General features: G+C 71.1%; 13 protein-coding genes. 5 read left to right on the forward strand and 8 right to left on the reverse strand.

From position 1 onward, the window contains the following. Positions 1–120: 120 nt before the first annotated feature. The gene (locus ABT340_RS39965) at positions 121–1,293 is read right to left on the reverse strand and encodes a VLRF1 family aeRF1-type release factor (protein ID WP_352016157.1); all 1,173 of its coding nucleotides are present in this window, start codon (positions 1,291–1,293) and stop codon (positions 121–123) included. A gap of 136 nt (positions 1,294–1,429) precedes the next feature. Beyond that, positions 1,430–2,356, reverse strand: coding sequence for an LLM class F420-dependent oxidoreductase (locus ABT340_RS39970; protein WP_352016158.1), 927 nt, complete (start codon positions 2,354–2,356; stop codon positions 1,430–1,432). A 146-nt stretch (positions 2,357–2,502) separates the two neighbouring features. Between ABT340_RS39970 and ABT340_RS39975 the strand changes: the two genes are divergently transcribed. From ABT340_RS39975 to ABT340_RS39985, 3 genes are all read left to right on the forward strand, one after another. Continuing rightward, positions 2,503–3,612: a glycoside hydrolase family 18 protein gene (locus tag ABT340_RS39975; RefSeq protein WP_352016159.1), complete on the forward strand. Its 1,110-nt coding sequence runs from the start codon at positions 2,503–2,505 to the stop codon at positions 3,610–3,612. Between the two features lie 61 nt (positions 3,613–3,673). After that, positions 3,674–4,426, forward strand: coding sequence for a Clp protease N-terminal domain-containing protein (locus tag ABT340_RS39980; RefSeq protein WP_352016160.1), 753 nt, complete (start codon positions 3,674–3,676; stop codon positions 4,424–4,426). A gap of 64 nt (positions 4,427–4,490) precedes the next feature. Beyond that, entirely contained in the window at positions 4,491–6,620 is a 2,130-nt protein-coding gene (locus ABT340_RS39985; protein ID WP_352016161.1) for a TerD family protein, read from the forward strand. A 180-nt stretch (positions 6,621–6,800) separates the two neighbouring features. Here ABT340_RS39985 and ABT340_RS39990 read toward each other — a convergent pair whose 3' ends face one another. The 3 genes from ABT340_RS39990 to ABT340_RS40000 all read right to left on the reverse strand — a co-directional run bounded on the left by ABT340_RS39990 (position 6,801) and on the right by ABT340_RS40000 (position 10,686). Further along, positions 6,801–7,076, reverse strand: a complete 276-nt coding sequence (locus ABT340_RS39990; RefSeq protein WP_352016162.1) for a carbohydrate-binding protein — start codon at positions 7,074–7,076, stop codon at positions 6,801–6,803. Between the two features lie 257 nt (positions 7,077–7,333). Then, entirely contained in the window at positions 7,334–8,581 is a 1,248-nt protein-coding gene (locus tag ABT340_RS39995) for a class I SAM-dependent RNA methyltransferase (protein WP_352016163.1), read from the reverse strand. Positions 8,582–8,643: 62 nt separating this feature from the next. Further along, the gene (locus ABT340_RS40000) at positions 8,644–10,686 is read right to left on the reverse strand and encodes an APC family permease (protein WP_352016164.1); all 2,043 of its coding nucleotides are present in this window, start codon (positions 10,684–10,686) and stop codon (positions 8,644–8,646) included. 115 nt (positions 10,687–10,801) lie between these two features. On the opposite strand from ABT340_RS40000, the gene ABT340_RS40005 reads away from it, so the two are divergent. Next, a complete protein-coding gene (locus ABT340_RS40005; protein ID WP_352016165.1) occupies positions 10,802–11,467 on the forward strand; it encodes a potassium channel family protein in 666 nt (221 codons plus the stop codon). Continuing rightward, positions 11,467–12,135, forward strand: a complete 669-nt coding sequence (locus tag ABT340_RS40010) for a potassium channel family protein (RefSeq protein WP_352016166.1) — start codon at positions 11,467–11,469, stop codon at positions 12,133–12,135. The genes ABT340_RS40005 and ABT340_RS40010 overlap by 1 nt, the downstream gene beginning before the upstream one ends. 66 nt (positions 12,136–12,201) lie before the next feature. Here the strand turns inward: ABT340_RS40010 and ABT340_RS40015 are convergent, their stop codons facing one another. From ABT340_RS40015 to ABT340_RS40025, 3 genes are read right to left on the reverse strand one after another with little or no spacing between them, the layout of a single operon-like run. After that, positions 12,202–12,864, reverse strand: coding sequence for a DUF3159 domain-containing protein (locus ABT340_RS40015; RefSeq protein ID WP_352016209.1), 663 nt, complete (start codon positions 12,862–12,864; stop codon positions 12,202–12,204). A 32-nt stretch (positions 12,865–12,896) separates the two neighbouring features. Then, entirely contained in the window at positions 12,897–13,289 is a 393-nt protein-coding gene (locus ABT340_RS40020; protein ID WP_352016167.1) for an OB-fold nucleic acid binding domain-containing protein, read from the reverse strand. A gap of 48 nt (positions 13,290–13,337) precedes the next feature. After that, positions 13,338–14,039, reverse strand: coding sequence for a DUF3710 domain-containing protein (locus tag ABT340_RS40025; protein WP_352016168.1), 702 nt, complete (start codon positions 14,037–14,039; stop codon positions 13,338–13,340). Positions 14,040–14,057 lie beyond the last annotated feature (18 nt).

Consider the following 14,057-nt stretch of genomic DNA (forward strand, 5'->3'; position numbering starts at 1 on the left):
CCCCCTCGCCTTCTGAACCTGCCCTGAACTGCGGAAACATCCCTGTTCTGAGTCTCTCACGCCGCCCTCGCACGTCGGCGGCGCGACTCACCCGGCCCCCTCACGGCCCGCCCGTACGGCTCACCAGCGCAGGATCGCGGCCACCCCGCCGGACTCGGCGAGGTCCTGTGCGGCCTCTCCGTCCAGCACGATCACCTCGGCGTCGATGTCGAGGGCGCGTTCGATCATGCGTTCCCCCATCGTGGGATCGGGCACGACCTCCTCCCCCGGTTCGCCCCGCGGGACGTCTCCCCGGGCGTAGAGCCGCCCGTCCTCCGTACGGCCGCCGTCCCACTCGCCGGACTCGTTCAGCAGCAGCTGTGCCACCCGGCTGTCGTTCAGCGCGCCGAGCGTCGCCTCAAGGCCCAGGGCGCCGGGACCGCCGGACAGGGCGGCGTCCCTGGCCCGCTCGGTCAGCTCGACGCCGTGCCGGGTGCGGGCGGCCCTCAGCTGCGGCTCGACGTACTCGGCGAGCTTGGCCGGGGGCAGCGAGTCGACGACCGCGTCGACCTGGAGAACGTCCCCGCCGACCAGGGGCGCGACGATCTCGGTCAGCTGGACGTCGCCGAGGAGAACGACCGTCTGCCAGCCGCGCCGCCTGGCCTCCTCGGCCACTCCCGGAGCCGCGGCGCGCAGCTGCCGGGTGAGGTTCTCCTCGACGCGGCGTTCGAACTTGTCGCGGTGCGTCGCGGCCGACCTGGCGAGTTCCGCGGTGGCCGGGCCGCGCATCTGCTTCCACTCCTCCACGGGGATCTCGAAGGAGGTACCGCCCAGGTCCTCGGTCAGGCCGTACCGGTAGTCGATCATCTTCAGGCCGTCCCTGGAGAGCACGACGAGACCTGCGGGAGGCGCGGCCTCGACCGCGTTGACCAGCGGGCGCACGTACGCCGTCGACTCCATGACGATCTGGTCGGCGACCGGCACCTGGAAGGAGAACGACCGCGCCCGGCCGTCGCCGACCGGTGCGAACATGACGCGTCCCAGGCCTGACTCCGTCGGGTCGAGCAGCTGCTCGAAGTCCGTCTCCAGTTCGTCGAGCCGGTTCAGCAGGGCCGTCCGCCGTTCTCTGTCCCTGACGGCCGTCATCTGCTCCCGCAGCTCCGACAGCTCGTTGCCGAAACGGATCCGCCAGGCGGGTTTGACCGCCGCCTCCTCCTGCGGGGAGGCGGTCACGTAGAACGACAGCACCCCCAGCTCGTCGTGCATGGAGACGACCTCCCGCAGAGCTGCACGGCCGAATCGCTCGAATTCCACGGCGCCTCCCCTGATGGTCGGGTTCTCACCACAGTAAGGAGAGATACGGGAGGGATATGGGACGCATCGTGGAATATGCCCTTCCGCTGCGCGTGTCTTTACCCGGGCGCCGGACGCCCGGCGTCCGGCGCCCGGTCTACACCCCGGGCAGGACCTCGGCGGCGATCAGTTCGAGCTGGTCGAGGTCCGACAGGTCCATGACCTGCAGGTAGACCCGCTCGACGCCCAGCTCGGCGAACTCCCCGATCTTGGCGACCACCTCGGCCGGGGTACCCGCCAGGCCGCTGGCCCGCAGCGCGTCCAGCTCCTGGCCCGCGGCCCGGGCGCGGCGCGCGATCTCGGCCTCGCCGGTGCCGACGGCCACGGTCTGCGCGACGGAGAAGACGATCGGCCGGTCGCGTCCCTCCTCCTCGCAGGCCTTCCTGACCCGGCCGAAGGCGGCGGCGCTGTCCTGCGGGGTGTGGAAGGGGACGTTGTACTCGTCGGCGAACCGCGCGGCCAGGAGCGGGGTGCGCCTGGCGCCGAACCCGCCGATGATGATCGGCGGCCTGGGGGTCTGCTCGGGTTTGGGCAGCGCGGGTGAGTCCGCGAGCCGGTAGTGGGCCCCCTCGAAGGAGAACGTCTCCCCGACCGGCGTGCCCCAGAGCCCGGTCAGGATCTCCAACTGCTCCTCGAAACGGGCGAAGCGCTCGCCGAGCGGCGGGAAGGGGATCCCGTACGCGACGTGTTCGGCGTCGAACCAGCCGGTGCCCAGGCCCAGCTCGACCCGGCCGCCGCTCATCCGGTCCACCTGGGCCACGCTGATCGCCAGCGCGCCGGGATACCTGAAGGTGGCGGGGGTGACCAGGGTGCCGAGCCTGATCGTGGAGGTCTCCCTGGCCAGGCCCGCGAGGGTCACCCAGGCGTCGGTCGAGCCGGGGCCGGGGTCGCCGGGGCCGATCCGCTGGTAGTGGTCGGAACGGAAGAAGGCGTCGAAGCCCAGTCGCTCCGCGGTCCGCGCGACCGTCAGGAGCTCGTCGTATGTGGCGCCCTGCTGCGGTTCGGTGAAGATCCTCAACTTCATGAACATCATTATCCGGGCACTACGGACGCCGTCCATGGAAACACAACGGCGTGGCGGAACACTTGCTACCGTTCATTCTTCGGTGCGCAAAGTGACCGTACAGGCACCCATCGCAACCGTTCTGTGCCGTCGAGGAGGGAGATCCCATGCCGGTGGCGACAGAGTCGGCGACCGGGCCGGAGGCAGGTCCTGAGCCCGGAGCCACCACCCGCCGCGTCCGCGAACCCGGCACTCCGCCGCGTTCCCTCGTCGCGCTCGCCTCCCTGGCCCTCGCCGCGGGGACGGGCGCCGCCCTCTGGGTGCTGCCCGGCGGGGCCGTACGGCCCGCGCGGGCCCAGCGACCGGCCGCTCCCCCGCCCGTCCCGGTCCCCACCCCGCTCGCCTCGGCCCCCGTCCCGTCTCCCGCCGGGCGGCCCGGTCCCGTCGCACGCCCCTCGGGGTTCGTGACGTTCGTCGACGCCGCCAGGAACCCGTCGTTCACGGCGCCGTTCACGCCCCCGGGGCCGTCCGCGCCCGGCCGGGTGCACTGGTTCACCCTGGGACACCTCACCGCGGGCGAGGACGGCTGCACCCCCGAGTGGAACGGGCGGGACCCGGGTCTGTCACCCGCCGGACGCCTGGAGCGCCTGCGGGCCTCCGGCGGCGAGGCGGGACTCGTCTTCGGCGGTCCCGGAGGCAGGGAACTGGCCGCCACCTGCACCGACCTCGGGCGCCTCACCGACGCCTACCGGCGCGCGGTGAACGCCTCAGGCGCGGGCTACGTCGACTTCGAACTCGGCGGAGGCGACAACGAGGCGACCGTCCTGCGCCGCGCGGCGGCCATCGCGTCCCTGCAACGTGAGGCCGCCGCGGCGGGCGGGACCCTCACGGTGAGCCTCACCCTGCCCGCGAACGGCGACGGTCTCAGCCTCGCCGACCAGCGGATGCTCAGGACCACCCGGGAGCACGGGGCCGAGATCTCCGCGGTCAACCTCCTGGTCCCGATCCGGAGCGGTCCCGGGCGTCGCTCCCGGCTGCGGCCGATCGCCGAGGCCGTACGGGCGGCCCATCCCCAGGTCGTCAGGTCCCTGGGCAGGACGGGCACGGGGCACCGGATCGCCCTGTCCCCGTTCCTGAGCGGCGCGAAGGACCTGACCTCCGCCGACGCCCGCAAACTGGTCGCCTTCAGCGCCCGCGAGGGGATGGCCTGGCTGTCCACCAGGGGAGCCGCCCCCTCCTGGCGCGTGTCCCGCCTGCTGGCGGGCCTGGCCCACTAGACAGACACCCCACATGGGGTTATACATGCGCCGCAGTCCTCGTCGAACCCACAGGGGAGACATGCCGAAGATCAACGTGTACCTGCCCGACGAACTGGCCGAGGCGGTCAAGGCTGCGGGGGTCCCGGTCTCCGCCGTCTGCCAGCGTGCCCTGGAGCAGGCCGTACGGCGTATCACCGCCATCAGGGAGACCGGGCTCGGCTCCCCGGGACTCGACGGTTCCGGCGCCCGCTTCGCGAGCTTCACCCCCCGGGCCCGTACGGCGGTGAGCCTCGCGCTTGAGGAGGCACGCGCGGGCGGGGCCGCCGAGGTCGGCACCGAGCACCTGCTGGGCGGCCTGCTCGCCGAGGGCACCAACCTGGCCCTGCACGTCCTGCGCGCCGTGGAGGTCGATCCCGGGCAGGTACGGCGTGAGCTGGACGCCCTCGGCGGGAACGGCGCCGTGTCCGCCGCCCCGGCGCGATTCAGCGGGCCCGCGGCCGCGGCCCTCGAACTGACCGTCTCCGACGCCATCGCCCTGGGACACAACTACGTCGGGTGCGAGCACCTGCTCCTCGGCCTGGTCGCGGAGCCGGAGGGAACGGCGGGACGCGTCCTGCGGAGGCTCGGCGCCGAACCGAGGCTGACCCGCCGCGCCGTCACCGCCGCGCTGGCGGGCTACGTCCACCTCAGGGCGCAGGACCAGGCCGCGGCCGAACGGCCGCCGAGGTCTTCGCCGGAATCCCTGTCCGAGGCCGTCCGCCGGGAGCTGCGGCCCATCGTCCAGCGCCTGGAACGGCTTGAGGAACGGCTCGGCCGGCCCGCGGAAGGGTGAGGGCACCCAGACTGTCGCGAAAAATCCCCTGAAGCCGGACATGCAACGGCTATAGGGTTCGCCCGTGGACAATCTTGAAAGCCTCGTCATCACGAGACGGCTTCGGGTCCCCGTCGACACCCCGCACGAGGCCGCGCCAGGGTGGGGGGAGGTGGCCGCCCGCCAGCTCGACGCCGCGTTGCTGAGCGTCGGCTTCACCTGCTCGGCCGCGCTGCTCGAACGCCTGTCGAGCCTGCCCGGCGAGGAGGTTATCGACCTCGGCGCACGGGTCGTGTCCGTCGTCCGCGGCCTGGTCGGCGACCACGTCCAGCACAACGCCTACTTCGTCGACTTCCCGAGGAACGTGCCGGACACCCTGGAGTTCTGGGCCGGCATGCTCCACGAGGCCCTGCTCGACCCGGTCGCCGCGGACCGCCTCCGGGGCCCCGCGCTCAACCTGCTCGAACTGCCCGACTACGGCCGTTACCGGCACACCTACGCGGACCTGCTCGCCGCCCACGCCGAGCTCGTCCCGCTCGCCGGAGACCGGGTGACCGTGCTCGACCTGGGCGGAAGCCTGCGGGACGAGGCACGGGAGCTGTACTTCTCGCTGGCGGGCTCCGAGGTGCCGCCTGCCGTCGAGGACCTGGCCGCGCTACGCGCTCTGGCCGCCTTCTGCGTCGCCTCCGGGACCGGTCACCCCGAGCGTGTTCCCGTGCGGGAGAACCGCGCGGTCCTCAACGAGGTACGGCTCGCCGCCGGCCTGCCCCTCCTCGTCGACACGGTGACCGACGTGCTCAGGCTCGCCTGCGGCCTGTCCGGAGGCGACGTCACGCTGGCCGTGCCCACGAGGTTCCGTTCGTTCCGCCGCGCCGAGCGCCGGGCCCTGCTGCGGGCCCTGGACGCGGTGGCCACCCCGGCCGGGCTCGGCGACGTGTCACGTCTCCGGGAGCGGTGGAAGCGGCTCGGGGAACGGCTGCACCCCCACGAGCACCCCGGCTTCCCACGCGCCGCCCGGGTCTTCGAGGTGGCCAGGGGCGACCTGCGGGTCGCGGGAACCGGCAGCCGGGTCGAGGCGGCCCTGGCCGCGGGCCGTACGGCCGAGGCCGTCGAGCTGCTGGAGAACGCGCCCGGGGCGCTGTTGCGCCGCCTCGACCACCTGCTGCGGACCGGGTCCGACGAGCGTGCGGTGTTCGAGGCCGTGGAGAGGGCGGTCACCGGCGCCTCCGGCCGTGTCCTGCTGTCCCTGCGCGAGCACATGCAGAACCGGCTCGTCCCCGCCGCCGGGCGTGTCTTCGTCAACCGGCACGCCAGGGCGTGGACGGCCCCCGACCTCCGTCCGCCGCTCGCCGGGGAGGTCCTGACGCGGGTGCTGGCCGTACTGGACGCCGAGATCGTCCGGCGGCTCCCGGACCCCGGTGAGCTGGTCGTCGATCCCGACGCGCTGGACGTCGCCCTGCCGCTGTCCGCCAAGGCTGTCTCCCCCGGGCTCGGCATGCTGCCCCGCGGCTCGCTCTCGGCGGTCGACGGCGAACTGCTCAGGTTCTTCGTGCACTGGCGCGAGGCCAGGCGGCGCACCGACTACGACCTGTCGGCGCTCATGCTCGACGCCTCCTACGGCTCCCCTGAGCACGTCTCGTGGACGAACCTCGCCAACGGCTTCGCCCGGTACTCCGGTGACCTCACCGAGGCTCCCGCGCCGCACGGCGCCTCGGAGTTCATCGACATCCGGCTCGCCGAGTCGACCCGTCCGATCGTCATCCCCCAGGTCAACGTCTTCTCCGGGGAGTCGTTCAACGAGGCGGCCGAGGCGTTCTTCGGCTACATGACGAGAGACGCCGCGCAGGAGGGCATGCCCTTCGAGCCGCGTACCGTGCGGATGAAGTCGGACCTGCGCGGGTCGGGGCAGATCGCCCTGCCGCTCGTCTTCCTGCGCGGCGACGACGGCCACTGGCGGGTGAAGTGGCTGCACCTCTACCTGAGGGGCTATCCCCAGTTCAACCGGGTCGAGGACAACCGGCTCACCGCCTCACTGCTGGTGCGCTCGATCGTGGAGCGCGACTACCTGCGGGTGCGTCACCTGGTCGAGCTGTGGCGCGCGAAGGGGCCCTCCACCGGGCGGCACGTCACCTACATCGGGTTTGAGGCGTCGGCGGCGCCGCCGGGTGCCCGGGTCCACACTCCGGCGACGCTGCACGAGGTGATCCCCGCCTGATACGGTGTGGCCGCGAGGCCATGAGGGGACTTCCTTCTCACCATTTCCCGGTAGTCTCCCCGCTCTCCTCGCGGTCCGGTCGTGAGGCCATTCGAGGGCTTCCTTCTTCCTGGTTCGATTCCAGGTAGGCCCCATGGGCCTACTGGCGCTCAGCCCCCGAGCCTTCCTCACGACCGGTTTCTACATCTGCTGCCACAGAGGGGGCGTCGTGTCCGGCTCCCATTCGGGCAGCGAGGTGTGCGCCTGCAGGCAACGGTAGGTGGCGCCGTGATAAGCGACTATTTCTCCCACCTCGTACGGGAAATAGGTCCTCCACACGATGCTGGTGAAAGAGTTGTCGGCTTGGGTGACAGTCGGCCCGCCGGGAACGTCGGCGGCGGCGGGCGGGACGACGGCCAGGACGCCTGCGGCCAGTGCCGCCGCGAGCACGACGGCATGGGGTCTTCGGAGGTTCACCACGGTCTCCTCGTGAGATCCATCGGGACACCTCAATGTGACTACCGGCCTCCCCGGGCGAGAAGCTCGCATCTCTCCATATTTCGGGCGAATGGTCGCCCCGCCCACGCCCTTCCGGACAGCCGCGCGTCCACGTCGTGGAATGCCGGCAGGGCCTCCACGGGGAGAGAGCCGGCCACGCCCGCGTGCGGCGCTTCCCGGTTCAAGGACATGACGGCGCCCCCGCCCTGAAGGCGGGGGCGGTTCCCCGCCGGAGGCTAGGTCGGGTCGCCGACCAGCAGGGCGACGCACTCCACGTGGTGGGTCATCGGGAACGCGTCGAAGGCTCGCAGGTCGGCGAGGCGGTAGGAACGGTCGCCGAACCAGGCCAGGTCACGGGCCATCGTCGCCGGGTCGCAGGAGACGTAGACGATCCTGGTGGCCCCGAGGGCGGCGAGCTGCTCGACGACCTCGCGGCCGAGACCGGCGCGGGGCGGGTCCACGACGACCAGGTCGGCGCGCTCGATGCCGAAGCGGTCGAGGGCGTTCTCCACCCGGCCCCTGGCGAAGCGGGCCTGGGGCAGGTCGCGCAGGTTGCGCTCGGCGTCCCGTACGGCCACCGACTCCGACTCGACGCCGAAGACCGCGCCCTCCGGGCCGACCGCCTCGGCCAGGCCCGCGGCGAACAGGCCGACACCGCAGTACAGGTCGAGGGCCCACTCCCCGGGACGTGGGGCGGCGAACTCCATGACCGCGCCGAGCAGGGTCTCCGCGGCGCCGGGGTGGACCTGCCAGAAGCCGCTGCCCGTGACCTGGAAGTCGCGTTCGCCGACCCGCTCGACGAGATGGTTGCGGCCGTGGACGACACGGCTTCTGCCCCCGCCCTCGTCCACGAAGACGGCCACGCTCGCGTCGATGTCGGGCACCGCGACCGTACGGCGCGGCCTGGGGGCGATCACGACGGCCTGGTCGCCGGTGTTCGAGGCGATGACCTCGACCGAGGAGGCGTTGCGCCAGTTCATGACCTCCGCCCCGACGTTCTCCACCTCCGGGTGGGCGATCAGGCAGGCGTCGATCGGCTCGATGTCGTGGGAGCGGTGGCGCCGCAGGCCGAGGACGCCGTCGCGGTCGACGGCGAACTGAACCCGGGTGCGCCAGCCGAGCCCGTCGGGGGCGCCGGGCACCTCCTCGACGACGCCCTTCCACTCGATCCCGGCGAGCCTGCCCAACTGTTCGGCGACCACGGCGGTCTTCAGCAGGCGCTGGGCGTCGAGGGAGGCGTGCTGCCAGTCGCAGCCCCCGCAACGGCCGGGGCCCGCGAACGGGCACGGCGGGGTCACCCGGTCCGGGGAGGGGTCGAGGATCTCGACCGCGTCGGCCCGCAGGAACCGGGTGGTCTCCTCGGTGATCTCGGCCAGGACGCGCTCACCGGGGAGCGCGTGCCGTACGAAGACCACCCTGCCGTCATGGCGCGCGACGCACCAGCCACCGTGCGCGACGGGTCCCACCGTCAGTTCGATCGCCATCGTCACGCCCCCAGGTCTTTCGTCGGTCCGGCCTCCTCGTGATCACGAGTGCATACGAAAGGTTATGCCTTCGCGCCCTGGTCCCGAGCCATCTCGTGCCGGGGGCGCCGCACCGCGCCGGGGGCGGCGGGCTCGGGACGGCCCTTGAGCCGGTCGGAGGAGTGCAGCTGCCAGGGGACGCTGGTGACCATCACGCCCGGCTGGAAGAGCAGGCGCCCCTTGAGCCGCAGCGCGCTCTGGTTGTGCAGCAGGTGCTCCCACCAGCGGCCCACGACGTACTCCGGGATGTACACGGTCACCACGTCGCGAGGCGAACGGCGCCGCAGCGACTTGACGTACTCCAGGATCGGCCGGGTGATCTCCCGGTAGGGCGAGTCCAGCATCTTCAGCGGGACCGGGATGCCCCTGCGCTCCCACTCCTCCTGCAGCGCCCGCGCGTCCTCGCCTTCGACGCCGACGGTGACGGCCTCAAGCGTCGAGGGCCGGGTCGCCCTGGCGTAGCTGAGTGCGCGCAACGTGGGCTTGTGGATCTTGGAGACCAGGACGATGGCGTGGTTGCGGGCGGGCAGCATCGACTCGTCCACCTGGAGATCCTCGTCGACCGCGAGTTCGGCGGCCACGTTCTCGTAGTGGCGGTGGATGCCCTTCATGATCAGGAACAGCGTCGGCATGGCGACGCAGACGATCCAGGCGCCGTGGGTGAACTTGGTCAGCAGCACGACCACCAGCACCACGCCGGTCATGACGGCGCCGAAGAAGTTGATGACCCGCGAGCGCTTCATCTGCGCCCTGGTCTTCGGCGCGGTCTCGGTCTTCAGGTGCCTGGTCCAGTGCCTGACCATGCCGATCTGGCTCAGCGTGAAGGAGACGAAGACGCCGACGATGTAGAGGTTGAGCAGGCGGCTGACGTCCGCCTGGAACCCCCACAGCAGCAGGCAGGCGCCCGCGGCCAGGATGACGATGCCGTTGGAGAAGGCCAGCCGGTCGCCCCTGGTGTGCAGCTGACGGGGCAGGTAGCGGTCCTGGGCCAGGATGGAGCCGAGCACCGGGAAGCCGTTGAAGGCCGTGTTGGCCGCCAGGAACAGGATGAGGGCCGTCACCGCGGAGATCACGATGAAGAACAGCGAGCCGTTGCCGAAGACCGCGTCCGCGACCTGGGCGATGATCGGCTGCTGGTAGTAGTCCGGGCCCGCGGGCTTGCCGTTGATGAGCACGTCGCGGGCGGCGGTGGCCGGGTCGGCGAGCTTGACGCCGGAGGCCAGGCCGAGCGCGATGATGCCGACGAACATCGTGACCGCGATCAGGCCCATCATCAGCAGGGTCGTCGCGGCGTTCTTGCTCTTCGGCTTGCGGAAGGCGGGCACGCCGTTGCTGATCGCCTCGACACCGGTCAGCGCCGCACAACCGGAGGAGAAGGCCCGCAGGATCAGGAACGCCGCGGCCAGCGAGGTCAGGTCGGTCTGTTCGGCGACGATCTGGTACCCGGCGGTCGGCGCGCGCAGTTCCTCGCCCATGACCAGCAGCCGGAACCCTCCCCACAGGACCAGGCCGATGACCGAGATCATGAAGGCGTAGGTGGGGACCGCGAACGCCACACCGGACTCGCGGATGCCACGCAGGTTGACCAGTGTGAGCAGCACGACGATGGTGATGGCGACCAGCGGCTTGTGCTCGGCGACATAGGGGATCGTCGCGCCGACGTAGTCGACCCCGTTGGCCACGGAGACCGCGACGGTCAGCACGTAGTCGACCATGAGGGCGCTGGCGACGGTCAGACCGGCGTTGGGCCCCAGGTTGACCGTGGCGACCTCGTAGTCCCCGCCTCCGCTGGGGTAGGCGTGCACGTTCTGCCGGTAGGACGCCACCACCGTGAGCATCACCAGGACGACCGCGATGGCCACCCAGGGAGCGAAGTGATAGAACGATAGTCCGGCGATGGAGAGGATTACGAGAATCTCCTGCGGCGCGTAGGCGACCGAGGAGAGCGCGTCACTCGCGAAAACCGGCAGCGCGATGCGCTTGGGGAGCAATTGCTCGTGTAACTGCGTGCTGCGCAGCGCGCGCCCGATGAACAGGCGCTTGACGAGGTCCGTCACCTTTGACACGTCTGCCGATGCTAGTCCCCATCCATACGCCCCGCTGACGCGGCACTCCCGAAGCGGGCCATACTGACTAGGTACATACGAACAAGATCCGCCTCAATGTGAGCGGCGGGGGAGCATGCATATCGTGATCATGGGATGTGGCCGGGTCGGATCGACTCTGGCGCACATCCTTGAGGACAGCGGCCACTCGGTCGCGATCATCGACCGTGACCCACAGGCCTTCCGCAGGCTGCGAGCCGGTTTCCGGGGACGCCGGGTGACCGGCATCGGCTTCGACCGGGACGTGCTGGAGGAGGCGGGCATCGGAACCGCCAGCGCCTACGTCGCGGTCAGCAGCGGCGACAACTCCAACATCATCTCCGCCAGGGTCGCCCGCGAGACCTTCGGCGTGGACAACGTGGTCGCCCGGATCTACGACCCCCGGCGCGCCGAGGTCTACCAGCGTCTCGGCATCCCCACCGTCGCCACGGTGCGCTGGACCGCCGACCAGATCCTGCGGCGTGTCCTGCCCGAGGGGACCGAACCCCTCTGGCGCGACCCCACCGGCTCCGTCGTGCTGGCCGAGGTGGCCTACCACCCCGCCTGGATCGGCACCAGGAGCAAGGACCTGGAGGAGGCCGCGGGCACCCGTGTCGCGTTCATCAACCGGATGGGCGAGACCCTGCTGCCCAAGAACGACTCCGTGGTGCAGGAAGGCGACATCCTGCACGTCATGGCGGCCGAGAACGACATGGAGCGCATCAACAAGGTGCTCTCCGGCCCTCCCGAGGGGAGCCACTGATGCGCGTCACCATCGCGGGCGCCGGAGCCGTCGGACGGTCCATCGCCGCCGAACTCCTGGAGAACGGCCACGAGGTCCTGCTCATCGACATCGACCCCAAGGCCATCAAGATCGACACCGTGCCGAGGGCGGAGTGGCTGCTCGCCGACGCCTGCGAGATCTCCTCCCTGGACGAGGCGGGCCTGGCCGACTGTCACGTGGTCGTGGCCGCCAGCGGTGACGACAAGGTCAACCTCGTCGTCTCCCTTCTCGCCAAGACCGAGTACGGCGTGCCGCGCGTGGTGGCCAGGATCAACCACCCCAAGAACGAGTGGCTGTTCAACGAGTCGTGGGGCGTCGACGTGGCCGTCTCGACCCCGAGGCTGCTGAGCGCGCTGGTCGAGGAGGCGGTGAGCGTCGGCGACCTGGTCCGCCTGATGACCTTCCGCCAGGGACAGGCCAACCTGGTCGAGCTCACCCTGCCCGAGGACGCCCCGGTCGTCGGCCACCGGGCGGGCTCGGTGCCCTGGCCCGCAGACACCGCGCTGGTGGCGATCCTGCGCGAGGGCCGGGTGCTGGTGCCCAGCGCCGACGACCCCCTTGAGGCGGGCGACGAGCTGATGTTCGTGGCCAGCCAGGAGGTCGAGGAGGAACTGGGCAGGCTGCTGTCCCCGCACCGCTCCGCCTGACCCCCTCACACGCGAAACGGTCCCGTACGGCCTGGCCGTACGGGACCGTTCTTCGTCACAGGGTCGTCACGGGGAGGCGGGCGTGGCCGGGGTCCTGCCCCTGGCCAGCAGCCAGACCATCGCGCCCAGGGCCGCGACCTGCAACGGCCAGCCCATCACGATCTTCAGGATGCCGAGCTCGGCGACCGCGTCGTTCCCGCCGATGAGGTAGACGGGCAACTGCACGGCCACCCGCACCACACAGGGGATCATCAGCAGCCAGGTGAGCCTGGAGCACAGGCGCACCACGGCCGGGTCGGCGCGCCAGGCGGTCGGATCGCCGGTGACCGACCCGATCAGGAAGCCGACCACCGGCCAGCGGACGACGATCGACAACAGCATCGCCACCGCGTAGCCCGCGTTGTAGAGGATGCCGGGCAGGAACACGTCCTTCGCCTCACCCGTCCGGGAGGCGAAGAACGCGCCGATGGCGATGCCGAACAGGCTGTTGAGCACGAACTGCGGCGTCGAGCGCTGCAGCACGCGCGCCAGCAGCAGGACGACCGAGGTGGAGACGCTGACGATCAACGACGTCCTCAGGTCGGATGTGGTGATCCACATCAGCGTGAAGACGATCGTGGGCACGGCGGCCTCGATGGTCCCCCGTACGCCGCCGAAGGCCTTGGCGAGCTGCCCGCGCATCGCCGCCTCGACCGTCACGTACGCCGCGTTCTCCTCGGTGGTGCTCATCTTCTCGCTCACCGCTCCGTGGTCGTCTTCACTCACGCACCGCCCGCCGGGCGCAGCTCGTACTTGGGGTTGAACATCACCTTGCGCCCGTCCTGAAGGCTGACCAGCCCCTCGGCGAGCACCATCCTGCCCGGCTCGATCCCCGCGATCTTCCTACGTCCGAGCCAGACCAGGTCGATCACGTCGGAACCGTCGTAGAGCTCCGCCTCAAGGGCGGGCGCGCCGCCACGGGGGCGCAACGTGACCGTACGTAGCGTACCGGTTACGCAGAACCTGCGTCGCCCGCCGCAGGAGACGATCGGCGTCGCGCCGTGACGATCGAGGTCCTGCTGGAGCTCGTCGGCCTCCAGTTCCGCCTGGCTCGTCGTCAGCCGACGGAGGAAGCCTCGAAATCCGCCCTGTTTATGCGGTTCCTGAGAACCCACGACCTCTCCTTCGCATACGTGTTGAATCAGCGTACGCGATCCCTCACGTCAGCGGATCTCGGCGATCTCAGGACCGCGCTCGAAGGGGTTGAGGTCGGGCACCTCCTGCTCGGCGGCCTGTTGTTCCGCGGCCTGCCTGGCCTCGGGAGGAAGCCGAAGCTCGATCGACTCCTTCGGGGCCATCGGCTCGTCGCCGCGGACCACGACGATGTCGCCGACCACCCCTTCCAGGACCGCGGCGACCTCCTCGTCCACGACCGCGCGGCCGCTGACCACCGCGCGCAGGAACCAGCGCGGACCGTCCACGCCGATGTAGCGCACCGGCTGGGGTTCCTGCGCCCCCTCGGCGGGGATGCGCGCGAACAGTTCGACCCCGAACGGGCCCTCGCGCTCCTCGACCGTGCCGCCCGCGGCGCGCACCCCCTCGGCGAGGTCGGTACGGACCTCGTCCCAGATCCCGCTGCGCCTGGGCGCGGCGAACGCGTGCACCTGCAGGGCGCTGTCCTCGACCATGACGACCGCGCCGACGATGCGGTCGCCGGACAGGTTCAGCTGCACCTCGAAGCCGGAGTCGATGGGCAGGCGCAGCCCGCCGAGATCGACGCGTTCCCGCTCCGGATACGACTCACCCGAGTCCCACGGCCCCGAGGGGCGGCTGCGAGGCTCCTCGACGGCCTTCTCGCTCTGCGCGGCCTTCTCCGCGGTGGCCGGGGGCTCCTCGCGACGGCGCCGTTTGAACACTTTCCTCACGCTCCTTGAGAGTTCACT

Origin of the sequence: Streptosporangium sp. NPDC000239, from assembly GCF_040300765.1 — a bacterium.
Lineage (GTDB): Bacteria > Actinomycetota > Actinomycetes > Streptosporangiales > Streptosporangiaceae > Streptosporangium.

What these genes read in the sequence shown, in the direction of transcription:
- ABT340_RS39970 (WP_352016158.1), bottom strand. Translation starts at nt 2,356, where the DNA reads ATGAAGTTGAGGATCTTCACCGAACCGCAGCAGGGCGCCACATACGAC.
- ABT340_RS39975 (WP_352016159.1), top strand. Translation starts at nt 2,503, where the DNA reads ATGCCGGTGGCGACAGAGTCGGCGACCGGGCCGGAGGCAGGTCCTGAG.
- ABT340_RS39980 (WP_352016160.1), top strand. Translation starts at nt 3,674, where the DNA reads ATGCCGAAGATCAACGTGTACCTGCCCGACGAACTGGCCGAGGCGGTC.
- ABT340_RS39995 (WP_352016163.1), bottom strand. Translation starts at nt 8,581, where the DNA reads ATGGCGATCGAACTGACGGTGGGACCCGTCGCGCACGGTGGCTGGTGC.
- ABT340_RS40005 (WP_352016165.1), top strand. Translation starts at nt 10,802, where the DNA reads ATGCATATCGTGATCATGGGATGTGGCCGGGTCGGATCGACTCTGGCG.
- ABT340_RS40010 (WP_352016166.1), top strand. Translation starts at nt 11,467, where the DNA reads ATGCGCGTCACCATCGCGGGCGCCGGAGCCGTCGGACGGTCCATCGCC.
- ABT340_RS40015 (WP_352016209.1), bottom strand. Translation starts at nt 12,864, where the DNA reads ATGAGCACCACCGAGGAGAACGCGGCGTACGTGACGGTCGAGGCGGCG.